23 protein-coding genes are annotated in these 22368 nt (G+C 65.2%); 5 read left to right on the top strand and 18 right to left on the bottom strand.

Annotated features, from left to right (window positions below):
- Positions 1–58: 58 nt before the first annotated feature.
- The 15 genes from HB634_RS21670 to HB634_RS21600 all read right to left on the bottom strand — a co-directional run bounded on the left by HB634_RS21670 (position 59) and on the right by HB634_RS21600 (position 14327).
- Positions 59–1612: a hypothetical protein gene (locus tag HB634_RS21670; protein ID WP_213950065.1), complete on the bottom strand. Its 1554-nt coding sequence runs from the start codon at positions 1610–1612 to the stop codon at positions 59–61.
- Positions 1613–1680: 68 nt separating this feature from the next.
- Positions 1681–2625: a glycosyltransferase family 2 protein gene (locus HB634_RS21665; protein WP_063571837.1), complete on the bottom strand. Its 945-nt coding sequence runs from the start codon at positions 2623–2625 to the stop codon at positions 1681–1683.
- A 431-nt stretch (positions 2626–3056) separates the two neighbouring features.
- On the bottom strand, positions 3057–4172 hold the full coding sequence (locus HB634_RS21660) for an acyltransferase (protein ID WP_213950064.1): 1116 nt from the start codon (positions 4170–4172) through the stop codon (positions 3057–3059).
- Between the two features lie 211 nt (positions 4173–4383).
- Positions 4384–6132 carry a phosphoenolpyruvate--protein phosphotransferase gene (gene ptsP, locus HB634_RS21655; protein WP_213950063.1) on the bottom strand — a complete coding sequence of 583 codons (1749 nt, stop codon included), beginning with the start codon at positions 6130–6132 and terminating at the stop codon, positions 4384–4386.
- A 3-nt stretch (positions 6133–6135) separates the two neighbouring features.
- Positions 6136–6405 (bottom strand): HPr family phosphocarrier protein, encoded by a 270-nt coding sequence (locus HB634_RS21650; protein WP_063573065.1) that lies wholly within the window; start codon positions 6403–6405, stop codon positions 6136–6138.
- Positions 6398–6790, bottom strand: a complete 393-nt coding sequence (locus tag HB634_RS21645) for a PTS fructose IIA subunit family protein (protein ID WP_063573064.1) — start codon at positions 6788–6790, stop codon at positions 6398–6400. Before HB634_RS21645 ends, HB634_RS21650 begins: the two co-directional genes overlap by 8 nt.
- Before the next feature lie 39 nt (positions 6791–6829).
- Positions 6830–7711, bottom strand: coding sequence for an RNase adapter RapZ (rapZ, locus tag HB634_RS21640; RefSeq protein WP_213950087.1), 882 nt, complete (start codon positions 7709–7711; stop codon positions 6830–6832).
- 20 nt (positions 7712–7731) lie between these two features.
- Entirely contained in the window at positions 7732–8682 is a 951-nt protein-coding gene (gene hprK, locus HB634_RS21635; protein ID WP_213950062.1) for an HPr(Ser) kinase/phosphatase, read from the bottom strand.
- A gap of 77 nt (positions 8683–8759) precedes the next feature.
- Positions 8760–9110 (bottom strand): ribosome-associated translation inhibitor RaiA, encoded by a 351-nt coding sequence (gene raiA, locus HB634_RS21630; protein ID WP_046967002.1) that lies wholly within the window; start codon positions 9108–9110, stop codon positions 8760–8762.
- Between the two features lie 117 nt (positions 9111–9227).
- Positions 9228–10709, bottom strand: coding sequence for an RNA polymerase factor sigma-54 (locus tag HB634_RS21625; protein ID WP_213950061.1), 1482 nt, complete (start codon positions 10707–10709; stop codon positions 9228–9230).
- Positions 10710–10808: 99 nt separating this feature from the next.
- The gene (gene lptB / locus HB634_RS21620) at positions 10809–11528 is read right to left on the bottom strand and encodes an LPS export ABC transporter ATP-binding protein (RefSeq protein ID WP_063572632.1); all 720 of its coding nucleotides are present in this window, start codon (positions 11526–11528) and stop codon (positions 10809–10811) included.
- A 4-nt stretch (positions 11529–11532) separates the two neighbouring features.
- On the bottom strand, positions 11533–12186 hold the full coding sequence (lptA, locus tag HB634_RS21615) for a lipopolysaccharide transport periplasmic protein LptA (protein ID WP_063572633.1): 654 nt from the start codon (positions 12184–12186) through the stop codon (positions 11533–11535).
- Positions 12149–12739 carry an LPS export ABC transporter periplasmic protein LptC gene (lptC, locus tag HB634_RS21610; RefSeq protein ID WP_063572636.1) on the bottom strand — a complete coding sequence of 197 codons (591 nt, stop codon included), beginning with the start codon at positions 12737–12739 and terminating at the stop codon, positions 12149–12151. Before lptC ends, lptA begins: the two co-directional genes overlap by 38 nt.
- A gap of 5 nt (positions 12740–12744) precedes the next feature.
- Positions 12745–13293, bottom strand: a complete 549-nt coding sequence (locus HB634_RS21605; RefSeq protein WP_213950060.1) for an HAD-IIIA family hydrolase — start codon at positions 13291–13293, stop codon at positions 12745–12747.
- A 20-nt stretch (positions 13294–13313) separates the two neighbouring features.
- A complete protein-coding gene (locus tag HB634_RS21600; RefSeq protein WP_213950059.1) occupies positions 13314–14327 on the bottom strand; it encodes a KpsF/GutQ family sugar-phosphate isomerase in 1014 nt (337 codons plus the stop codon).
- 170 nt (positions 14328–14497) lie between these two features.
- Here HB634_RS21600 and HB634_RS21595 point away from each other — a divergent pair, with 170 nt between their 5' ends.
- Complete coding sequence (locus HB634_RS21595) at positions 14498–14737, top strand: BolA/IbaG family iron-sulfur metabolism protein (RefSeq protein WP_063573706.1); 240 nt, start codon at positions 14498–14500, stop codon at positions 14735–14737.
- Positions 14738–14789: 52 nt separating this feature from the next.
- Positions 14790–16049 carry a UDP-N-acetylglucosamine 1-carboxyvinyltransferase gene (gene murA, locus HB634_RS21590; protein WP_063573707.1) on the top strand — a complete coding sequence of 420 codons (1260 nt, stop codon included), beginning with the start codon at positions 14790–14792 and terminating at the stop codon, positions 16047–16049.
- A gap of 746 nt (positions 16050–16795) precedes the next feature.
- Here the strand turns inward: murA and HB634_RS21585 are convergent.
- From HB634_RS21585 to purM, 3 genes are all read right to left on the bottom strand, one after another.
- Complete coding sequence (locus tag HB634_RS21585) at positions 16796–17497, bottom strand: DUF3108 domain-containing protein (protein WP_213950058.1); 702 nt, start codon at positions 17495–17497, stop codon at positions 16796–16798.
- Positions 17498–17637: 140 nt separating this feature from the next.
- The gene (gene purN, locus HB634_RS21580) at positions 17638–18276 is read right to left on the bottom strand and encodes a phosphoribosylglycinamide formyltransferase (protein ID WP_213950057.1); all 639 of its coding nucleotides are present in this window, start codon (positions 18274–18276) and stop codon (positions 17638–17640) included.
- Between the two features lie 8 nt (positions 18277–18284).
- Positions 18285–19322, bottom strand: a complete 1038-nt coding sequence (gene purM, locus HB634_RS21575) for a phosphoribosylformylglycinamidine cyclo-ligase (RefSeq protein ID WP_063573959.1) — start codon at positions 19320–19322, stop codon at positions 18285–18287.
- Positions 19323–19459: 137 nt separating this feature from the next.
- Here purM and HB634_RS21570 point away from each other — a divergent pair, with 137 nt between their 5' ends.
- From HB634_RS21570 to hda, 3 genes are all read left to right on the top strand, one after another.
- Positions 19460–20446, top strand: a complete 987-nt coding sequence (locus HB634_RS21570; protein ID WP_213950056.1) for a DUF2066 domain-containing protein — start codon at positions 19460–19462, stop codon at positions 20444–20446.
- Between the two features lie 70 nt (positions 20447–20516).
- Entirely contained in the window at positions 20517–21674 is a 1158-nt protein-coding gene (locus HB634_RS21565) for an AI-2E family transporter (RefSeq protein WP_213950055.1), read from the top strand.
- Positions 21671–22366: a DnaA regulatory inactivator Hda gene (gene hda, locus HB634_RS21560; RefSeq protein WP_213950054.1), complete on the top strand. Its 696-nt coding sequence runs from the start codon at positions 21671–21673 to the stop codon at positions 22364–22366. Before HB634_RS21565 ends, hda begins: the two co-directional genes overlap by 4 nt.
- Positions 22367–22368: the final 2 nt, after the last annotated feature.

Raw genomic sequence — 22368 nt, 5'->3', positions numbered from 1 at the left:
ACGGAGTGCCTTCGTGACGAGCAGTTCCCGAGGAATCCGCTCGTCGAGGCCGCTTAAGTCAGCGGACGATCTTGCAGAGACGGAGTCCTTCGGAAATATTCCGGCGGCGCTTCGTTTGTTCGATCTGGCTGGTGACCGGTTGGCAGGCGTCGAACTTCATGCCAGGGAGGTAGCTTGCAAGCGTCGCAGCGGCAACAGCACTGTCGTCGCGAAGCAGAGCGTACATCGGGCCCTTGTGGCTGACGATGTCCTCGCGAACTCGATGCTCGAGTTCAAAGCCGGCGCCGAGGGTATTCAGCCAGGTGATACCGACGACACGGCTGCCTTCCGCGTTATCGAGGAAAGGTGTGAGGTAAGCGTTCGGCTGCGACAGCACGACCACCAGGCTATTGGGTTCGATCTCGCCGGGATGGATATCGAAAGTCTGGTGGCCAAACGGCGCGTGGCCCCAATCCGTGTAGCGGGTCATGGCCGCAATCGGCAGCAGGCATGCGACCAGGGCCGCTGTCGAAAGCCAAGTTCGCCACTTGGCACCTGCGACACTTGCCGCGCAGGACATCTCCGACACACCGGCGAGGATGACCAGGCCGGTCAGTGTCTCGATGGGCACGGCATAGCGAAGGATCGAATACAGGGCCAGCCAAAAGACGTAGCTGCTGGATACGAAGACGAAGAGCAGGCGATTCGTCCTGCTCGCTCGCAGTGTCGTTCTCGCGAAGCGACCATAGAGGTGGTAGGCCGCGTAGGCGAACAAGGTCACCATGGCCAGCGCATAGCGTGGATCGGCGAATTTGTTACTGCCCTGGCTGCGATTCTCGTGTAGCCACCAGAACGGGTAGAACACGGCCTGGGCGACGGACGTGGGCATCAACGCGCGGTCCGTGCCAGACGTCGCCGGCATCCATGGCGAATGGAAAAGCTGGTTGAACATCGGGAAGACGGGGTTCCCGGTCAGTTGCCATAGCTGCCATCCCCAGATGCCGTAGGCCAGGACAAAGGCTGCGAAGCTGGACAGCCCGATGACGACGGCCAGCTTGAGGCCGGCAACGCGCCACTCATAGGCGGCCCAGACCGCCAGTGTGAGCGCAGGCGCATACACGATGGCTGTGGGTTTGAGGCCAGCAGCCAGGCCGCAAAGCACGCCTGCCCACGCAACGCGATGGAGCGGCGCGGCGGGTTCTTCTCCCGCGAACAACGGCATAACGAGGTAGAAGCCGAGTAACACCAGCAGCGCAAGCGGCAACTCATTGGTCGACATGCCCGCCTGGGTGAGCGTCATCGTCCCCGTCGCTCCGACAATGACGGCGGCGGCGGCCTTCCAGTCGAACGGTATGCCGCGCTGGACGGTGTACCGAAGCACGATGCGGCTGAGCACGAAGACCGTGCCGCCGTACCAGAGGCCCTGGAACGCGGCCAGGACGCGAGGCGCGTCCTTCAGCACACCCGTGCCGAGCCAGAAGTAGGGAATATCCAGCAAGGGATTGAAATAGCCCTGCAGGCCGGCCGCTGCCGTGTCCACGTGCAGCCGCCCATTGAGGAAGGCCCAGGCGTTGTAGAGGTGATAGTTCTTCAGATCCCACGCCGCATCCTGTCCGCGAGCGACGGAAATCACAGCTCCAAGGAGGAGGAGTGCCGGGAGAAGGAGAGGGCTTCGGGCAAAGCGATCAAACAGTCCACCCTTCACGACCGGCGGCCCTCCGATAGCGTGGGTTGCGCGAGATAAGCCACATTCTTCGTTTCGCGGCGACCCAGCGTCACCGTATCCAGGACGATGCCACACACCGTCGAGATGCTGCCCATCAGCGTGAGGCCGACACTCAGGACGGCCGTCGGGATGCGGGGGACGAGGCCGGTATCCAGATATGTCCGGAGCAGCGGGAAAGCGATGACGACCGCGGCGACGACGCAAAGCAAGCTGATGGTCATGAAGAAGGCCAGCGGCCGACCGTTCTTCGTCAGGCGCAGGATGGTCTTCAGAATGCGCCACCCATCGCGGTACGTGCTGAGCTTGCTGTGTGAGCCCTCCGGCCGTGCGAAGTAACGCGTCGGCACCTCGACGACCGGTACCCGTAGTTCGAGCGCGTGGACCGCGAGTTCCACTTCCGTGTCGAAGCCATTGGCGTGTGCGGGAAAGGATTTGACGAAGCGTCGCGACATAACGCGATAACCGGAGAGCATGTCGTTGAACGATCGGCCGAAGATCCAGCTCGTTAGACTCGTCAGGGCCCAGTTGCCGAACTGATGGCCGCTTCGATAGGCCGCCTGATCGTCGGTCACCCGACTTCCGACGACCATGTCTAGCCCGTCGTCTATGAGCCGTGCTAACAGGGCGGGCGCAGCATCGGCGTCATAGGTCGCGTCACCGTCGGTCATGACGTAAATGTCGGCCTCGATGTCTGCGAACATCCTGCGGACTACATTTCCTTTGCCCTGCTGGCGTTCGAACCGCACCTCAGCGCCAGCGGCGCGGGCGACCTCTGAAGTCGCGTCACTCGAGTTGTTGTCATACACGACGATGCGGGCAGACGGCAGCGCATACCTGAAGGCTTCTACCACCTGCCTGATCGCTATCGCCTCGTTGAAGCACGGGATCAGTACGGCTACGCGGAGCGATGGATCATCCATGAAGGGAGCGCCGGGACGTTGGTTGCAAGAAAGTCCGAATGTTACCCGGAGAGCCAGCAAGTTCCCACAATTGCTTTATGACAGGCCATCAGTGACTAAGCGTAGCTATCCTGCCCAGTTACGACTTCCAACAACCGCGCTTCCACTCGTCCCGCGAATCCGCACGGAACAATCGCGGCGCTGCACGGCGAAGCGCTTTGCAGTCCAGCGTGGCGAGCCGGTCGCGCACTTGGAGCAACTGCCCCGGGTGCATGCTGAATTCTTCCCTGCCCGTGGCCGCGAGCAGCGCCGTGAACTGCGTATCGCCGGCAATCCTGCCGCGATGTCACGCCGATCGCTGAGCCGGTACGTCAGTCATCGCGCCACATCCCGGCGAGTGAAGCGCAGTTGGCCGCAACCTGCGCCGCACCTGCGGCCACGCGATTTCGCTACTACGGGCTTCGGGTACTTGCAGTGTTCGCTTCATATCCGGACATCGAGGAGGCGGCGGTGAGGTTTGTCGACGCAGAGGCGAACCACCGGCGCACTGCGCGGTTCAACGGCCTCTCGACGTACACATGCACCACGCATCCGGCGATCACCGTGGCCACCAGTGTACCCAGCCAGAAGATCGTCTCGGCGGTGGTACCCCATGTGCGCAGGGAAAGCATGGAGGACAGCCGTGAGGCCGCTCCCAGGACGAACACGTGGACAAGATAGAGTGCGTAGGAGGCGTTACCGATCAGCACCAGGGTTTGCGAAGGCTTGCGCTCAGCGCGCGATTCGAACGTGAGGAATCCGAGGACCACGAAGGCAGCGGGTAGGCCTGCCTGCCACCATCGCTGGGTGAGTACGAAACTCCCCGGAAGGTTCAATGCGACGAACCCGGCAAATCCCAGAAGGGCGCTGGTGACACCGGCAGCCGTGGGTATCCGACCTTGCACGGCGTTGTAGATTCGGAAAATGACGATGCCGAAGACGAACTCCAGCAGCAGCGGACTCGTCAAAAGATAGGTGGTGGCTATGCCGGTGAGTGAGCCGGCGGCGAGAAGCACCAATAGGGCCGTGACCAGGTTGAGTCCTGTGGCCTTGCGCCCGATCAGGAAAACGCCACTGAACAGCAGATAGAAGTACAGCTCGAAACTCAGGCTCCAGCCGGGGCCGATGAGGAACTGAACCGGGCTGGCCTGCAACGTTGGGACAAGAGTGTACGAACGCCACACGCTCGTCGGTCCGCTGTTGGCATTGACCAGATGGGGATTTGCCAGGAAAAGGATCAGCGCCGCGGTGCTGACGAGCCAGTACAGCGGGAAGATCCTGCTGAAACGCGCGACCCAGAAGTCGGTCATGCCACCGGTGTCGCGCAGCGACGACCTTGTGTAGATCATCGCCATGACAAAGCCCGAAACGACGAAGAAGATGTCGACGCCACTTGCGCCGATCCGAAACCCTTCGAAGACGGCATTGCCGACAACGGATGATTTGAAGGCGATGTGGGACATGACGACAAGGGCCACGGCCAACGCACGTAGATACTGAAGGGTGTAGATCACGATCCGGTCGTCCATGACACAAAGGTCGGCAGTATAAGCGTGAGGCCGCGCGCAAGTGAACGGGTAGCCTTGAGATACTTCGGATTCTGCGACGGCTGACTTCAAAGGGATGCGGGAATACGGAAATTCGCACCCGTTCGCGACTCTCATGTAGCACGAGCGTGAGGCGGCTTCGATGGAGCATCGCCGCTGAAGCGGCTCCCACAGGAAGCACACGCAAGCAGGGTTACGCGCAGTTGTCCTGGAGAGAGACAACCTCGAGCAACCGCGCCTCCACTTCGTCCCGCGAATGCGCGCGGAACAACCGCGGCGCCGCACGACGAAGCGCGCGGCAGTCCAGCGTGGTCAGGCGGTCGCGCACCTGGAGCAGCTGCCCCGGGTGCATGCTGAATTCTTCCAGGCCCATGGCCAGGAGCAGTGCTGTGAACTGCGTATCGCCGGCAATTTCCCCGCACAGGCTGACCGGCTTCTTCGCCCGCCGCGCACTAGCGATCACGTGCGCAATCAACCGCAGGAACGCCGGCTGCAACGGATCGTAGATGCCTTCGAGCGCATCGTTGTTACGGTCGGCTGCGAGCACATACTGCGCAAGGTCGTTCGTCCCGATGGCGAGGAAGTCGGCTTTCTCGAGAATCGACGTGACGCCGATCGCCGCAGCCGGTACTTCAATCATCGCGCCGACATCCAACCGCTCCGGCAATTCCTGGCCGTCACGTGCGAGATCCTCACGCGCCTTCTTGATCAACCGGCGAACGTCGGTCATCTCACCAAGATGCGTAATCATCGGGACAAGGATGCGCACAGGGCCATAGCACGCAGCGCGCAGGATCGCGCGCAGCTGCACGCTGAAAATGTCGGGGTAACGCAGCGACAGACGAACGCCGCGCACGCCGAGGGCGGGGTTGTCTTCCCCACGAATGGCGAGGCCAGCCGCATCGGCCTTATCGGCGCCGAGGTCGAGCGTGCGAATGGTGACGGGCAGGCCACCCATGCCGAGAACGACGTCGCGGTAGGCGATGAACTGCTCTTCTTCCGAGGGCAGGCCGCGCTGGCGCAGGAACAGGAACTCAGAGCGGTACAGGCCGACGCCGTCCGCGCCACGGGCGCGGGCCAGCGTGATGTCGCCGATCAGTTCGGCATTGGCGTAGAGGCGCACGTGGGCGCCATCTTTTGTCAGTGTCGGAGCCGAGGCGAGTGCAGCCAGGCGGCGGCCTTCTGCCGCGGCCTGACGCTGCCACTGGCGATAGCGGGCGAGGTCCTGCGCGGTCGGATGCACGATGACTTCGCCGTGCTCGGCGTCGATCAGGACGAGGTCATCGTCGTTGATCGTCGCCAGCGCGTCCTTGGTGCCGACCAGCATCGGCAGGTTGAAGCTGCGCGCGAGAATGGCGCTATGCGAGTAGATGCTGCCTGCGCTGGCGATGACGCCGAGCATGCCCTGGCCGGCCATGCTGGCCATGTCGGCGGGGGCGACGGTGTCGCTCACGACGATCTCGCCCACGCGGGCGGCGAGCTTGCGCTCTTCGCGGCTGGATTGCTGGAGGAGGGCGGACATGACACGGCCGATGACCTGGTCGATGTCTTCGCCGCGACTCTTGAGGTAAGGGTCGTTCATGGCGTCGAATACCGCGGCAAGGCGGTCGCGCTGCATCTTCAGCGCCGCGCTGGCGGTGTAGTGGCCAACGGCGACGAGTTCGTCCAGGCCGCGCAGCAGCTCTTCGTCGTCAAGGAGCAGGCTATGCGCGTCGATGAAATCGCCTACTTCGCGCGCCAGCGCGCCATGCAGCTTGCCGCGTAGCTCACGCAGTTCCGTGCGGGCGCTGTCGATGGCCTTGTGCAGCCGCTCGATCTCGGGCGCGATCTCCGCGTCCTCGAGCATGCGGGTGTCGACCGCATAGATACTCGGCTGGACCAGACGCGCGCGACCCAGGGCCATGCCCCGGGCGGCTTGCGTGCCGGTCAGCACGACTCTCATCGGTCAGGCACCCTCGTCGAATTTGCGGTCGAACAGATCGACCACCGCCGCCAGCGCGGCCTCTTCGTCTTCGCCATCGGCGCGCACGCCCAGGGCAGTGCCCATGCCGGCGGCCAGCATCATGACGCCCATGATGCTCTGGGCATTCACTTCGCGACCCTTGCTGATGATCCAGACGGTCGATTTGAAGCTGGAAACCAGCTGGACGAGTTTGGCGGAGGCGCGTGCGTGCAGGCCCAGCCGGTTGGATACCACGATGTCCCGTTCAAGCATGGTCGATGAAGATCCCTCCGCGACCGCCACTGGCCGCGATCTCGGTCAGTTCGGTCAGCGATTTATCCGAGTAGTTGAGTACGCGCAGCAGCATCGGCAGGTTCAGGCCCGACACGCAACGCAGGTGCACGCCCAGTTCGCTCAGGGAGAGCCCGATGTTGCAGGGCGTGGCGCCATAAAGGTCGGCGAGGACGAGTACGCCGTCGCCATGGTCGAGATCGCGCGCATGCTTGGCCGTGAGCGTGCGCATGACGTCAGGATCCGCGCTGGGTGGTACTTCCACGGCGTCCACGTCCATCGGCAGCTTGGGCATGACGTGGCGCGCGGCCGAGATCAGAGCCTTGCCGACCGCTTCGTGGGTCATGAGGAGGACGCCGACGCTCATCGCCCGGTGTCTCGGTGGTGCATGGGCTGGGTCATGGCGTTATTCGAGCTCACGATGAAAGGTCAGTACGTTGCCGCGTTCCGAGCGGAAATGCTGGGCCAGCTTCTCGACGAGGTAGACCGAGCGATGGCGCCCGCCCGTACAGCCGATCGAAACGGTGACGTAGCTGCGATCTTCGCCCTCGAAGCGTGGTAACCACGTTTCGAGCCAGCGAGTCACGTCGGCATAGTATTCGCCTACCAGGGGGTTCGCGTCGAGGAATTCCCTGACGGGCTGGTCCTTGCCCGAGAACGGGCGCAGGCGGGGATCCCAGTGCGGGTTTGGCAGGCAGCGGGCGTCGAAGACGAAATCGGCGTCCGAGGGCAGGCCGCGGCGGTAGGCGAACGACTCGAACAGCAGGGTAGTGCCGTCAGAGGCCGCCGCGTAACCGGTGGCGAACAGGCGCCGCAGCTGGTGCACGTTGAGGTCGCTGGAGTCGATGACCTTCTCGGCGATCGCGATCAGCGGGCGCAGCAGCTTGCGTTCCTGGGCGATCGAGTCGGCCAGCGAGAGCTTTTCGGCGGCCAGCGGATGACGCCGGCGGGTCTCCGAGTAGCGCTTGATCAGCACGTCGTCGCGGCTGTCGAGGAAGATCAGGTGCACGTGCACGCCGGCCATGGACAGCTCGGACAGCACGTGAGGCATGCGCGAGAGGTCGACGCGACGGTTGCGCACGTCCACGCCCACGGCGATACGGCGGCGCGGGCCGTGCTCGCCCTGGCTCACCGCTGCTACCAGCTGCGGGATGAGCTCGGCGGGCATGTTGTCCACGCAATAGAACTCGAGGTCTTCGAGTGCGCGCAGCGCGACCGTTTTGCCACCACCGGACATGCCGGTGAGGACGATCAGGTGAATCGCGTCGGGGTCGACGATCGGGCTCATGACTTCGTCGATCACGGGGGTCACCACGGTGGCAGCCGACGCATCTGGTGCGCCTGGCGGTCGATGAAGGTCTGCGCCGGGTCGATGCCCTTGCTCTTGAGCACGTGGCTGCGCACAGCGGCCTCGACCAGTACCGCGAGGTTGCGGCCCGGCGCGACGGGAATGGTGATCTTCGGTACGTCGACGTCGAGCACGTTGCGCCGGCTGACATCGCCGGTGAGGCGGGTCATGGCGTCCGTTTCCTCACCCACGAGCATGGGCTTGAGGTGAATGACCAGACGCAGGTACTTCGAGGGCTTGACGGCGGTGTGGCCGAACATCTCGCGGATGTTCAGCACGCCCAGGCCGCGTACTTCCAAAAGGTCCTGAAGCAGGTCGGGGCAGGCGCCGTCGATGACATCCGGGGCGATCAGGGTGAATTCGGTGGCATCGTCCGCCACAAGGCGGTGGCCGCGGCTGACCAGTTCCAGCGCCAGTTCGCTCTTGCCCGAGCCTGGCTCGCCGGTGATCAGCACGCCGATCGAGAACACCTCGAGGAACACGCCGTGCAGGGTGACCCGCGGCGCCAGCGTGCGCGCCAGGTGGTACTGCAGATAGGTAAGCAATTCGTGGCCGCGGCGGGTGCTCTGCCACAGCGGGGTATCGGTTTCCTCGGCTACTTCACGCAGGTCCGAGGGGATCGCCTGGTCCTTGGTGACGACGAGCGCCGCGGGCTGGTAGGCGGCGATCTTGTGGATCACTTCCCAGCGCTGGCGCGGCTCCAGGCCGTCGAGGAAATTGAGTTCCTCGGTGCCGATGATCTGCACCTTGTTGGGGTAGATCACGTTCAGGTAGCCGACCAGGGACGGGCGGCGGCTCTGCTTGGCGTTGGGTTCGAGCACGCGCGACTCGCCGCGCATGCCTGCGGCCCAACGCAGCGCCATGCGCTCGTGTACTCCGTCGAAGAGTTGTCTGGCGGTCAGCCGGTCCACGCTGGATCCCTTGAAATGGCGAAGCCGGCGCGAGGGCGCCGGCTGGGGCTATTGTGCCATCAAGCGTGGACGGGGGTTCAGGGAGCGGCGACGCGCGCGTCGCGGCCCTCGGCGTTGTGGTGATCCTTGAGCTTTTCCTTGTGCTTCTTCAGCTGGTCGGCAAGCTTGGCGATCATCGCGTCGATGGCTTTGTGGAGGGCGTCCGGTTTCTTTTCGTCTTCGAGGCTGGCTACGCCATCGGCGTGAAGACGGACGCCGGCACAATGGAGGGTGCCACCCGCCTTGTGCTCGTTCTTGTCGACGGAAAGGACCACGTCGAGGGCAGTGATGTTGTCGAAAAGGCGTTCGAAGCGGCTGATTTGCTGTTCCACGCGCTCGCGCAGGGCAGGGGTGGGATGGATGTGCTGGCCGCTGATCTGGATTTGCATGACGCCTCCTTCTTGCTGAGGGTGCCGCCTTGGGGGCGACGAGTGCGGAACGACGGAGTGCCGTTCCTCAAGCCTGAAACAGTGTGACCGTGGACCTCCGTGAGGGTTCCCCGCGCCTCAACTGGCGCGGACACGTTCGCTGGAACTGGGGATGCGCAGGGCTTCCCGGTACTTGGCCACCGTACGGCGGGCCACCTGAATTCCGCGTCGATGAAGTTCCTCGGCCAGGGCCTGGTCGGACAGCGGGCGCCGTGCGTCCTCGCCTGTGATGAGCTTGCGGAGCATGGCCTGGATCGCGGTGGCCGAGGCGCTGCCGCCGTCCTCCGTGGCCACGCCACTGGAGAAGAAGTGCTTCAGTTCGAAGGTACCGCGCGGCGTGTGCATGTACTTGCGCGTAGTGACCCGTGAAATTGTCGATTCGTGCATGCCGACCTCCTCGGCCACCTCGCGCAGCACCAGCGGATGCATCGCTTCCGGGCCGTAGTCGAGGAAGGCACTCTGCCGGCGCACGATCACGTCGGCCACCTTGGTCAGGGTCTCGGCGCGCGACTGCAGGCTCTTCAGCAGCCAGCGGGCCTCCTGCAGCTGACCCTTCATCCAGGTGGCGTCGTCGCCACGGGCGCGGGCGATCAGGTTGCAGTAGTGCTGGTTGAGGCCCAGCCGGGGCTGGGCGTCGGGATTGAGGCTGACCTGCCAGCGGCCGTTCTCACGGCGCGCGTAGACATCCGGGGCGACGTACTCGACCGGCGTGGCGTCCAGCGCCGAGCCGGGGCGCGGATCGAGGCTGCGGATCAGGGCGGCGGCGGCCGCCACGTCTTCCTCGGCGGCCTTCAGCCGGCGGGCGATCTTGGCGGCGTCGTTGCGCGCCAGCAGTTCGAGCTCGTCGCTGACCACACGGATGGCGAGGTCGCGATGGGGCGTTTCGAGGGAGAACTGCGACAACTGGCAGAGCAGGCAGTCGCGCAGATCCAGGCTGGCGATGCCGGTGGGATCGAAACGCTGCACACGCTGACGCACGCGTTCGATTTCCTCCGCGCTGGCATTCAACTCGGCGGGCAGGGCGGCTTCCACCGCTTCGACGCCGTCGCGAAGGTAGCCGTCTTCATCCAGCGCATGGATGATCGCCGTGGCGATGGCGTGGTCGCGCGGCGAAAACTGGGAGAGGTTGAGCTGCCATTCCAGATGCTGCTGGAGGCTTTCCGGGGCGGCATTCTGAGGTTCGAAGCCCTCTTCGTCGCCACCACCAGACCGCGAAGGAGCGCCGGCATAGTCGCCAGCCTCGCCGTGGAAGCGGTCGTCGTCCCACTCGGGAGCGAGCTCCTCGGACGGCGTGACCGTGGATTCTTCCTCGGCTTTGGACGCTTTGACAGGGACCTCGTCGCGCGCCGGAAAGTCCGGGCCGTCGTAGTCGCCTTCTTCGGGCAATTCGGGCTCGGCTTCCGCATCCTCCGCGAACTCAAGCAGCGGATTGCTTTCCGCGATCTGGCGGAGTTCGGCCTCAAGCTCCAGCTGCGACAACTGGAGCAGGCGGATAGCCTGCTGTAGTTGGGGCGTCAGCGTGAGCTGCTGATGCAGGCGAAACTGGAGTCCGGGTTTCATGCCTTCGATGCGTTAGGTGCCGAATCCATCGTAACCCTTTGCGACCTTCCCAAACCAGCGTTCCGGCGAGCTATGCCCACCGGCCGAAACTTATGTGTGTCAGATACGGAATTCACGGCCCAGATACACCTCGCGCACTTTTTCGTCGGCAAGGATGTGCTGCGGCGTACCCCGAGCGAGGACTTCGCCGTCATTGAGGATGTACGCGCGGTCACAGATGCCGAGCGTCTCACGTACGTTGTGATCGGTGATGAGCACGCCGATGCCGCGTTCCTTCAGGTGGCGGACGATGCGCTGGATCTCGCCGACCGAAATCGGATCGACGCCGGCAAAGGGCTCGTCCAGCAGCATGTAGCGCGGGCGGGCTGCCAGGGCGCGGGCGATCTCCACGCGGCGACGCTCGCCGCCGGAGAGACTGATGCCCTTCTGCTCGGCGATGTGGGCGATCTTCAGCTCGTCGAGCAGGCTTTCCAGCTCCTCTTCGCGCTGCCGTGCGGTCATGTTGTCGCGTAGTTCGAGCACGGCCAGGATGTTGTCCGAGACGCTCAGGCGGCGGAATACCGAGGCTTCCTGGGGCAGGTAGCCGATGCCGAGCTTGGCGCGGGCATGCATGGGCAGGCCGGTGATGTCCTGGTTATCGAGCTTGATCACGCCGGCGTCGGCCTGGATGAGGCCAACCACCATGTAGAAGCAGGTGGTCTTGCCGGCGCCGTTGGGGCCGAGCAGTCCGACCACCTCACCCTCGCGGATCGAGAAAGCGAAATCGCGGACTACCTGGCGCGCGCGAAAGCGCTTCTGGAGGCCTTGGGCTGAAAGCATCGGGTCAGGGCTTCTTCGGTGGGGTCGGTTTCGCGGCCGGCGGCGTCGCGGCCGGCGTTGCCGGAGCCGCGCCGGGCGGCGGATTCTTCGGCTGGAACGTCATGTGCACGGGCTCCGGGCCATTGCTTTCGCCCGTCATCGTGCTGTTGGTCGTGTTGTAGGTGATCTTGTCGCCGTCGCTCTGGTTGAGCTTGCTCTTGTCGGTCGTGTCGGTCTGCTTGTCTACATGCGCTTTGCCGGTCAGCACGGCGATGCCGTTGCCGCTGTTATTGGAACCGTCGTCCGGCTTGTAGTCGATGTTGCTGGCATGGCCGCGCATCAGCAGGTCCTGCTCGTCCAACTGCTGGACGGTGGCCGGGCTGCCGTCGACGATGACACGGGTGATCTGGTTGTCTGCGTCGAGGAAGCCGGTGGCCTTGCTGCCGGTGATCTTCAGCGTGCCCTGCGTGAGCACCACATTGCCGGTCCAGATCACCTTGCCCGGCTGCGTGCTGTTCGCCTGCTGCTGGGTGCCGTCGAACGACGTCGACGTGACGTTGGTCGGCTGGTCGCGATCGGACTTCTTGGCGACAGCGGGCAGGCTCGTGACGAGCGCCACGCCGAGCACCGCGAAGAGGGCCTTAGCGCTTGCGCGGCGGATAGACGGTGTGGACTGCATCGAGAAGCTCCAAATGCTTGGTATCGAGATTGGCGCGCATGCCAACGCCATCCATTGTAGAGGCTCCCTGAACAATCCGGGCTGCCTCGGCCGTCTCCAGGCGATTCTCCTTGGGCCACGCCGTGACTTCGGAGGTGTCGATGCTCGCCGGAGGGGTCTGCCCGAAGGCGATGCGGTCCATGTGGACCTTGCCTTGCAGCTTCAGCAGGCTGCCGTCCTTGTTCACCCAGCCGTATTGCGAATGCCCTTTCCACGGCGGCGCCGTCAGGTCCTTGGTTGGTGGCAGGACGAAATCGGGCGCATTGATGTATAGCGACTCGTCGTCCTCGCGGCGCTCCAGGTGAGGCGCGATCAACTTGAAGGCCGGCTGGCCGAAGTCGTTGTAAGAGTCGAGATTGAAGTTGGTCAACGTGTAGCCCGAACGCGGCGGGCCGACGAAGTCGTCGACCTTCTTGTCGGGCGCGACCCAGTAATAGAGCAGCACGCTCGCGCCGAGTGCCACGGCGAGCACGCCGGCGACGCCCGCGGCGCTGCGGTCCTTGAACAGGAGCATCAGGCTCACAGCCAGCGATCCCGCTCGGCTTCGGCCTTGCCTTGGGCGGCGAGGATCAGGTCGGCCACTTCACGGGCGGCGCCATAACCACCGGACAGGCGGGTGCGGACGTGGGCATGCTCGGCCACCCAGGGGTGCGCGTTGGCCACGGCCACGGCCAGTCCGCAGATGCGCATGGCGGCCAGGTCGGGCAGGTCGTCACCGACGAAGGCGGATTGCTCGGGTGCAAGCCGTAGCGCGTCCAGCAGTTCGGTCAGGCAGGCGCGCTTGTCCTTCTGGCCCTGGTAAACGTGCTGGATGCCGAGTTCTTCCGCGCGCAGCGACACCGGGTGACTGATCCGGGCGGTGATGATGGCGACCTTGATGCCGTTTTCCTGCAGGCGCTTCAGGCCCAGGCCGTCGTGCACATGAAAGACCTTGGTTTCGCGACCGTCTTCGGCGTACCACAGGCGACCGTCGGTGAGCGTCCCGTCCACGTCGAAAACGACCACGCGTACTCGGGCGGCGCGCTCGGCGACATCGGCGGGAATCTCGGTGTAATGCGTGTAGGGCATGGGCTTCTGGTTAATGGGCGTCAGACGACGCGGGCGCGGAGCAGGTCGTGGATGTTCAGTGCGCCGACCACACGCCCGTCGGCATCGGTGACCAGCAGCGCGTTGATCTGGTGCTTTTCCATCAGCTGCGCGGCTTCCACGGCGAGCTTGTCCGAACCGATGGTCTTCGGCCCGCTTGTCATCAACTGGGCGACCGTGGCGTTACGGAGGTCGATGCCATCGTCGTCGAGGCAGCGGCGAAGGTCGCCGTCGGTGAAGACACCATGGAGGACACCCTCGTCGTCGACCACGGCGGTCATGCCCAGGTGCTTGCGGCTCATCTCGACGAGCGCTTCGCTGAGGGTGGCACCCAGGCGCACACGGGGAACATCGTCACCCGAGTGCATGACATCCGCGATGTGCAGGAGCAGGCGGCGGCCGAGACTGCCAGCGGGATGCGAGCGGGCGAAATCGTCCGGCGTGAATCCGCGGGCTTCGAGCAGGGCCACCGCGAGCGCGTCGCCCATGACCAGCGCCGCCGTGGTGCTGGCGGTGGGGGCAAGGCCGTGCGGGCAGGCTTCGGAACTCACGCTGCCATCGATGTTGATGTCGGCCTGCCTGGCCAGCGACGACTTCGGGTTGCCCGTGATCGCGATCAGCCGAATGCCCTGGCGCTTGATCGCCGGAAGAATGAAGAGGAGTTCGTCAGTCTCGCCGGAGTAGGAGATTCCCAGAAGGATGTCGTCCGGCTGGATCATGCCGAGGTCGCCGTGGCTGGCCTCGCCGGGGTGGACGAAGAATGACGGCGTTCCCGTGGACGCCAGCGTGGCGGCAATCTTGCGGGCGATGTGCCCGCTTTTGCCCATGCCGGAGACGACCACGCGGCCCTTGCAGGCCAGGATCATCTGACAGGCGGCCACGAATGACGCATCGACCTTGTTTTCCAGGGCGCGGATGGCCGCCGCCTCGGTGACGATCACGGTGCGCGCGCTGCGGACGACGATGTCGGCGTTCACTAGCGGGTGATCGAGAGGCGGTGCGGTGCGGGCATTCATGCGGCCTCGGGGGTCCGGGTGGGGGCGTTTGACCCGGGATGTCCATTTCTGCGACACCGGATTTCCATTACCATTACATATTCTCATTTTATCGTCGCCGCCATCGAACGATGGTTCAGGGTCCGTTTCGGAACCCTGCGGTTCGACGACCCCCTTCCAACGGAGAATCCATGGACGCTGCCCGCATCCAGGCATTGATCGAAGCCGGCCTGCCCGGCGCCCTGGTGAACGTTCGCGGCGACGACGGCGTGCACTTCGAAGCCGATGTCATCTCGGAACAGTTCGCCGGCAAGTTGCCGCTGGCCCGTCACCGCCTTGTTTACGCCACGCTTGGCGACCTCATGGGCGGTGCCATCCACGCCCTGGGCCTGAAGACCCTTACTCCCGAAGAGGCCGCCGGCCGCCGCTGACGCGCGCCGCGACGCCCTTCGTACGACCTCCCTTTCCAGGTATTCGAATTCCATGGCCAAGATCCTGATCACCGGCGGCAACCCGCTCGTGGGTGATGTGAGCATTTCCGGTGCGAAGAACGCCGTACTGCCCATTCTCGCTTCCTGCCTGCTCGCCGACGAACCGGTAAGCATCGGCAACGTGCCGCATCTGCACGACGTCACGACCTTTATCGAGCTGCTCGGCCGCATGGGCGTACGCGTGGTGCTGGACGATCGCATGAAGATGCATATCGACCCGCGCCCGGAAAACTCCTGCGTCGCACCGTACGACCTCGTCCGCACCATGCGTGCGTCGATCCTCGTGCTGGGCCCGCTGGTGGCGCGCTACGGCAAGGCCGAAGTCTCGTTGCCCGGAGGCTGCGCGATCGGCTCGCGTCCGGTGGACCAGCACATTCGCGGACTCCAGGCGCTCGGTGCCGAAATCACGGTGGAGAACGGCTTCATCAAGGCGAAGGCCGGCCGCCTGAAGGGCGCCCGCATCGTCATGGACATGGTCACCGTCACGGGCACTGAGAACATTCTCATGGCCGCTACCCTGGCCTCGGGCACCACCATCATCGAAAACGCTGCGCAGGAGCCGGAGGTGGTCGATCTCGCCCACTGCCTGCTGGCGATGGGCGCGAAGATCGACGGCATCGGTACCTCCACGCTCATCGTCGAAGGCGTGGAACGCCTGCACGGTGCGCACTACGAAGTGCTCCCCGATCGCATCGAAACGGGCACCTTCCTGGTCGGCGCCGCGATGACCGGCGGCAAGGTGCGTGCACGTGGTGCGCGCGCCGATACCATGGATGCCGTCCTGCAGAAGCTGGAAGAATCCGGCGCGCACATCAGCACGGGCAAGGACTGGATCGAGCTCGACATGGGTGGGCGCCGTCCGAAGGCCGTCAACCTCATCACTGCGCCTTACCCGGCGTTCCCGACCGACATGCAGGCACAGTTCACCGCGCTCAACTGCATCGCGGAAGGCGTGGGCGTGATCACCGAGACGGTATTCGAAAACCGCTTCATGCACGCCCTGGAGCTGCAGCGCCTGGGCGCGGATATCCGCCTCGAGGGCAACACGGCGATCATCACCGGCGTGCCGAAGATGAGCGGCGCCCCGATCATGGCCACCGACCTGCGTGCGTCCGCCTGCCTGGTCCTCGCCGGCCTGGTTGCCGAGGGCGACACGACCGTGGATCGCGTGTATCACATCGATCGCGGCTACGAGAACATCGAAGAGAAGCTGGGCGTACTCGGCGCGACGATCCGTCGCCTGCCGGGCTAAAGGAAAGGCCGGCGCCTGCCGGCCCTTTCGGTTCCTGTAGGAGCCGATTCATCGGCGAACGGGTGCTCGCGTCACCCTGGCCGGCCGCCGCGCCTGGCCCGTTGCTGCCAGCTCGAGCCGCCGCTTGAGTGAGGGGATGAGGTGCAGAGCCTTCGGTGCCCACCCTCGCTGCTCAGACACGTCCTCCGCGTTCGAAAAGGAAGGCCGCTCACGCGGCCCGTGTACCTAACTGGCCTACGGCCGCTCCACTTGTGCGGAACTCGCCTCGAGGGTGGACACCAAGGTCTCTCACGACGATACGGTTGAGTGGAAGGAGAGCCGTTGGAGTGGGTGTGGCCGCCCAAGCGGACCGTTACGGCGGTCGTGCAGATACGTCATTTCCGGCGCGGCGAGCGTTTTCCTCGCCGCTGCGCTGACTCGCGGACGATCTCAGCGCGCTGGGGTCGACCGTTTGGCGATGCCGACGAGCCAGCATCCGAAGCGGCGCTGCTTTGTCGGCTCGACCCACACGAACCTCAGGGTCCGGGAGAGTCTTCGGTGCCCACCCTCGAGGCGAGTTCCGCACAAGTGGAGCGGCCGTAGGCCAATAAGAACATGGTCCGCGCAGCGGACTTTCCGGTACGAAACGCGGAGGACGTGTCTGAGCAGCGAGGGTGGGCACCGAAGGCTCTGCGCCGCCACGTCTACACGCCGAAGGCTCTGCGCCTCACCGTCTTCGGCGTCCCCGGCATTCCGCGAAGAACCTTTTATTTACCCTGGAAGCTCACCAGCTCCAGTGTCAGGTCGCCGCCGTCTTTTTGAGCCAGCTTTACCGGGACCGGATACTTCGTCGGGACATACCAGGCGCTGAAGCTCGCGGCCTGATCGGCACGGTCCACACGCACGGCGTCGAACGAACCGGCGGGGACGGTGACCTTCTCCTTGCCCGAGACCTTGAACGACTGGTTCTCCACGGCCTGCTTAACCGCGACGGGGAGGGTGACCTGCTGCTCTCCCGCCGCCAGTGCCACGCCAAGCGCGAGCGGCAGCGTGTTGCGCTCGACCATGTTCGGTACGGCCGCATAGCTATAGGCTTTCTTGGTGTCCTGCACCTGCACCGTGTTGCCCTGGATGGTCAGGTCGCGTGTCTTGCTCTTGAACGACGAATCCAGCTGGTAGTGATAGCTGATCGCCGCCGGCACCTTGCCGGACCAGGCGAAACGCGAGTTCTCGGTCACGTTGGCGCCCACGGCGGCGGCAAGGCCGCCGGTGCCCTTGGTCTGGTTGCTGTATTCGAACTGGCCACCACCGACGGACTTCAGGGTGATGGTCGCGTCGCCGAGCGGATCGCCGCCCTGGAGCACGTGATACGTCGCGGTGAAGGACTGCGGTACATCCGCGGCGAACGCGGCGACAGGCAGGGCGAGGGCCAGCGCAAGGCCGGCGCGGAGCAGGGGAGTCGTCTTCATGCCTCCGAGTTTAGCGGCGGCGCCTGAATGTGGGGCATGTGGGATCGCGGACGGGCCAGCTCGGTAGCAACTGATTCATCGGCGAATGGGTGCTTGCAATGACCGGGCCCGCTGCCGCGGGATCGCCGATGAATCGGCTCCTACAAGAGCTCGGTGATGTCCAGGGGAGTGGTCAGCGGGTCGCCGTCGAAGACGGCCCCGCCTTCCCACCGCAAACGACCGCTGGCGATCGCGCCGACGACGGCCGGCAGCAACCGGTGCTCTTCGACAAGCAGCCGCGTGGCCAGTGAGGCCTCGGTGTCATCCTGGCGGACGGGGATCCGTGCCTGTGCCACGACCGGGCCACCATCCAGTTCCGCCGTGACGAAGTGAACGCTGGCACCGTGCTCGGCGTCGCCGGCTTCGAGGCATCGGCGGTGCGTATGCAGGCCGCGATACTTCGGCAGCAACGACGGATGCACGTTGATGGCACGGCCTTCCCAGTCGGCGACAACGCCCGCGTCGATGATCCGCATGAAACCGGCCAGAACCAGGAGATCCGCACCGGCATCGGCAACGCGACCGAACAACGCGCGATCGAAATCGGTACGCGTCGCGTAGTCACGGGGATTCAGTGCGACGGTGGGAATGCCGGACTCTGCGGCCACCGCGAGTGCGCCAGCGGAGGCCTTGTCGCTACCCACCAGCACGAATTCAATCGGCAGCCGCGCAGCGATCAGCGCGGCGAGGTTGCTGCCGCGCCCGGAAGCGAGCGCGGCGACACGCAAGGGTCGATCCACGGAGCGGATCAGGCGATGTGGACGCGCTCGTCGCCGCTGGCGGCGACGACCGAGCCGATCGCCCAGGAGGCGAGACCGTGGGCGGCCAGTGCGGCCTTCGCGGCGTCGACCTGGTCCTGGGCGAGCAGCACGGTGAAGCCGATGCCGCAGTTGAACGTGCGCCACATTTCTTCGCGGGCCACGTTGCCTTCGCGTTGCAGCCACTGGAATACCGGCGGCAACTCCCACGAGGAGGCATCGATGCTCAGGCCGAGGCCGTCGGGCACCACGCGGATGATGTTTTCTTTCAGGCCGCCACCGGTGACGTGGGCCATGCCGTGCACGTCCACTTTCGTCAGCAGGTCGAGGATCGGCTTCACGTAGATGGTCGTGGGCGCCATCAGCGCGTCGCCCAGCTTCACGCCACCGATGTCGAGATCGAGCGGCGAGCCGGCCCGCTCGAGGATCTTGCGGATCAGCGAGTAGCCATTGGAATGCGGGCCGGAGGCGGCTACGCCGAGGATGACGTCGCCGGCGACGATGGTCGAGCCATCGTTCATGGCGGACTTTTCCACCGCGCCAACGGTGAAGCCGGCGAGGTCGTACTCGCCCGGCGGGTACATGTCCGGCATTTCCGCGGTCTCGCCGCCGATGAGGGCACAACCGGCCAGTTCACAGCCGCGGGCGATGCCGCTGATGACCGCGGCGGCGGTATCGATGTCGAGCTTGCCGGTGGCGAAATAGTCGAGGAAGAACAGCGGCTCCGCGCCCTGCACGAGCACGTCGTTGACGCACATGCCCACCAGGTCGATACCGATGGTGTCGTGGCGTCCCAGGTTCTGTGCGAGCTTGAGCTTGGTGCCTACGCCATCGGTACCCGAGACGAGGACCGGCTCTTTATAACGCCCGGAGAGGTCGAACAGGCCGCCGAAACCACCGAGCCCGCCCATGACTTCAGGGCGGAAGGTCCGCTTGACCATGGGCTTGATGCGTTCGACAAGGGCGTTGCCGGCGTCGATGTCGACACCCGCGTCGCGGTAGGTAAGGGAGCCCTGGTCGGAGGACATAAGCGATTCCGGCGCGTATTGGAAACCGTGCATGATAACAGCAAGCAGCCCCATGGCTTTGCCCTGCACGCCGTCTGGATGGACGGCATGGCAAGGTTTGGGCAGACTCCCCGTCTTCACAAAGCGACGCCAAAACCATGCGCCCAGCCCGTCTCCTCGCCTTCCTGATGCTCTTCCTGCTGTCCTTCGTCGGCACGGCGGCGGCGCAGACCGCGATCTATACGGTCACGGTGCCGGTGGCCGATACCAGCGCCGCGGTGCGCGACCAGGCCTTTGCCAACGGCCTTACCCAGGTGCTCGCCCGGGCCTCGAATGGCGCGGATCCCCGGTCCAAACCGGGTTATGCCGACGCCATGAAGCAGCCCGGTGGGCTGGTCCAGCAGTATCAGTACGCGCGCACCGGTGGGGCCAATGGTGCACCGCTGAGCCTCGATATCGTGTTCGACCCCGGCGCGATCCGCCGCGTGCTGGCCGTCGGCGATGCCGCCGCGGCGGCGCCGAAGCCGCCGGTGCTGGTGATTGCCCGCGACGCGACCGGCAAGACCCTCGGTCAGCAGGATCTCCTGCCGCTGTCGCAGATGGCCGACACCCGCGGCTACCAGATCGTCCTGCCGAAGCCGGATTCCACTCTTGATGCGAGCGCCATCGCCGGCGGCGACGCCGCGGCGATCGCCACCGTGGCGCGCCAGTACAACACGGCCGTGATCCTTATCGGCAAGGTCGGCGGCGACCAGACCGACTGGACCCTGGTCTCGGCGGGACGCGCGTCCAGCTGGAAGGACAGCGGTGAGGCGCGGGCGGCGTTGCTCTCCAACGGCGCCAACGCCATGGCGGACAAGCTGGACCGCCAGTTCACGGCGGCCCAGGGCGGAAGCTCCAGTGGCAAGGTATGGGTGTCGGGCCTGCGTTCGGCCGCCGACTATGCCGGCCTGTTGTCGACCTTCCAGAGCGACCCCTCGGTGAAGTCAGTGGCTCCTGTCGGGGCCACCGCCGATGGCGTGCTGTTCACGGTGAGTGCCACGGCGCCGCTGGCCCGCCTGATCGCCGGTTATGCCTCCGCAGGCCACGTTCTGGCCGCCGACGCCCATGACGGCGCCGACCTCGCCGTTCGCTGGATCCCCTGATCCGCGACAATGGCGTCACCGCCGCCACGGGACGATGGCGGCGTCTTCCCTACGTCGAAACTGGAATCGCATGACTCACGACACTTCGCGCCGCTGGCAAATGCTTGCGATCGGCGCCGTCATCATCTTCGTGATCTGGCTGCTTGCGCCGGTGCTCATGCCCTTCGCCGTCGCCGCGATGCTCGCCTACCTCGGCGACCCGCTGGCGGATCGCCTGCAGCGCCTGGGCATGGGGCGCTCGTGGGCGGTCAGCATCGTCTTCGCGGTCATCGCGCTGATCGTCATTGGCGCACTGCTGCTTCTGGTTCCGCTGATCCAGCACCAGTTCGAGAACCTCGCCGAGAACCTGCCGCGTTACGTGGAATGGGCCAAGAGCACGGCCTTGCCGTGGATTCAGCAGCGCCTGCACCTTGACCCCGACGTCTTCGACGCTGATCGCCTGATCGCGACGATCAAGGAGCACATCGGCTCGGTGAGCAGCGTGCTGGCGACAGCGGTGACCAAGGTGACGCAGTCCGGCATGGGCATCGTCATGTGGTTGACCAACCTCGTGCTGATCCCGGTCGTCGCGTTCTATCTCCTGCGCGACTGGGACACGATGATCGCGCATATCCAGCGCCTGCTACCGCGCTCCATCGAGCCGACCGTGGTGCGTCTTTCGAGCGAGTCGGACCAGGTGCTCGGCGCCTTCGTTCGTGGCCAGCTGTTGGTGATGCTGGCGCTCGGCGTGTTCTATGGCCTCGGCCTCACGCTGTGCGGCATCTCGATCGGTCCCTTGATCGGCATGGTCGCCGGCCTGCTCAGCTTCGTGCCTTACCTGGGTTTCATGATCGGCTTCGTCGCCGCGATGATTGCCGTTCTCGTGCAATACGGCGACTGGACCCACGTCCTCCTGGTCGCAGGTGTGTTCACCGTGGGCCAGTTGCTCGAAGGTTATGTGCTGGTGCCTCGCCTGGTCGGTAGCAAGATCGGCCTGCATCCGGTGGCGGTGATCTTCGCCGTGCTCGCCGGCGGCCACCTGTTCGGTTTCCTCGGCGTGCTGTTGGCTCTGCCGGCGGCGTCGGTCGTCGTGGTACTGATGCGCTACGTGTTCGCGCGTTACCGCGAGAGCGATCTCTACACGGAGCCGGCCGCCGTGAGCGAGCCGGAACGCATCGATGTCGATGTGGACGTGGATGTGAAAGTGAAGCCGGTCCAACCCACCATTCCGGGCGCCGGCGGTCCATGACGACCCAGCTCCCTCTCGCGCTGCGCTGGCCGCGCCGCCAGCGATTCGAACACTTCCATGCGGGCGAAAACGCCGTGGCGGTCGAGGCGGTGCATGCCGCCGCCGTCGATCCGGCGGCGCCCTGGGTCTTCGTCGCCGGTCCGGTGGGGAGCGGCCGCACGCATCTGCTGATCGCAGCCTGTCAGGCGGCCATCGACGCGGGACGCACGGCGCAGTACCTGCCGCTGGCTGGTCTGCGTGGCCCCCGGGCAGCGGCCATTCGCGGCATGGCCGGTAGCGACGTGCTCGCTATCGACGATGTCGATTCCATCGCCGGAGAGGCCGACGCCGAGCATGCGCTGTTCGATACCTTCAACCGGTATCGCGCCGATGGCTGCACCTTGCTATTCGCCTCCGTCGGTGCGCCCGCCTCGATGGACATCGCCCTGCCGGATCTTCGGTCGCGGCTCGGCTCGCTCACGCAGGCGTTGCTGAAGCCCCTGGCCGATGGCGAGCGGCGTCAGGTGCTCCGCGACCACGCGGCCGGCCGTGGCATTGAACTGGACGACAGCGTGCTCGACTGGCTGTTCGCGCACCATGCCCGCGACCTCGGCGCGTTGCTCGATCTGCTCGACACGCTCGATCGCGCGTCGCTCGCCGCGCAGCGACGGGTGACGGTGCCGTTCCTGCGCAATCTGCTCAGGAACGACTGAGG

It is taken from the genome of Luteibacter sp. dw_328 (assembly GCF_018449605.1).
Classification (GTDB): domain Bacteria; phylum Pseudomonadota; class Gammaproteobacteria; order Xanthomonadales; family Rhodanobacteraceae; genus Luteibacter.
The sequence above is the reverse complement of the archived record's forward strand: the minus strand, read 5'-3'. Positions and strand labels throughout refer to the sequence as shown.

Bases quoted from the DNA above. Each gene is read 5' to 3' on its own strand.
- HB634_RS21665 (WP_063571837.1), bottom strand. From the start codon at position 2,625: ATGGATGATCCATCGCTCCGCGTAGCCGTACTGATCCCGTGCTTCAAC.
- HB634_RS21660 (WP_213950064.1), bottom strand. From the start codon at position 4,172: ATGGACGACCGGATCGTGATCTACACCCTTCAGTATCTACGTGCGTTG.
- ptsP (WP_213950063.1), bottom strand. From the start codon at position 6,132: ATGAGAGTCGTGCTGACCGGCACGCAAGCCGCCCGGGGCATGGCCCTG.
- HB634_RS21650 (WP_063573065.1), bottom strand. From the start codon at position 6,405: ATGCTTGAACGGGACATCGTGGTATCCAACCGGCTGGGCCTGCACGCA.
- HB634_RS21645 (WP_063573064.1), bottom strand. From the start codon at position 6,790: ATGAGCGTCGGCGTCCTCCTCATGACCCACGAAGCGGTCGGCAAGGCT.
- rapZ (WP_213950087.1), bottom strand. From the start codon at position 7,711: ATGAGCCCGATCGTCGACCCCGACGCGATTCACCTGATCGTCCTCACC.
- raiA (WP_046967002.1), bottom strand. From the start codon at position 9,110: ATGCAAATCCAGATCAGCGGCCAGCACATCCATCCCACCCCTGCCCTG.
- HB634_RS21625 (WP_213950061.1), bottom strand. From the start codon at position 10,709: ATGAAACCCGGACTCCAGTTTCGCCTGCATCAGCAGCTCACGCTGACG.
- lptB (WP_063572632.1), bottom strand. From the start codon at position 11,528: ATGCTTTCAGCCCAAGGCCTCCAGAAGCGCTTTCGCGCGCGCCAGGTA.
- lptA (WP_063572633.1), bottom strand. From the start codon at position 12,186: ATGCAGTCCACACCGTCTATCCGCCGCGCAAGCGCTAAGGCCCTCTTC.
- lptC (WP_063572636.1), bottom strand. From the start codon at position 12,739: ATGCTCCTGTTCAAGGACCGCAGCGCCGCGGGCGTCGCCGGCGTGCTC.
- HB634_RS21605 (WP_213950060.1), bottom strand. From the start codon at position 13,293: ATGCCCTACACGCATTACACCGAGATTCCCGCCGATGTCGCCGAGCGC.
- HB634_RS21600 (WP_213950059.1), bottom strand. From the start codon at position 14,327: ATGAATGCCCGCACCGCACCGCCTCTCGATCACCCGCTAGTGAACGCC.
- HB634_RS21595 (WP_063573706.1), top strand. From the start codon at position 14,498: ATGGACGCTGCCCGCATCCAGGCATTGATCGAAGCCGGCCTGCCCGGC.
- murA (WP_063573707.1), top strand. From the start codon at position 14,790: ATGGCCAAGATCCTGATCACCGGCGGCAACCCGCTCGTGGGTGATGTG.
- HB634_RS21585 (WP_213950058.1), bottom strand. From the start codon at position 17,497: ATGAAGACGACTCCCCTGCTCCGCGCCGGCCTTGCGCTGGCCCTCGCC.
- purM (WP_063573959.1), bottom strand. From the start codon at position 19,322: ATGTCCTCCGACCAGGGCTCCCTTACCTACCGCGACGCGGGTGTCGAC.
- HB634_RS21570 (WP_213950056.1), top strand. From the start codon at position 19,460: ATGCGCCCAGCCCGTCTCCTCGCCTTCCTGATGCTCTTCCTGCTGTCC.
- HB634_RS21565 (WP_213950055.1), top strand. From the start codon at position 20,517: ATGACTCACGACACTTCGCGCCGCTGGCAAATGCTTGCGATCGGCGCC.
- hda (WP_213950054.1), top strand. From the start codon at position 21,671: ATGACGACCCAGCTCCCTCTCGCGCTGCGCTGGCCGCGCCGCCAGCGA.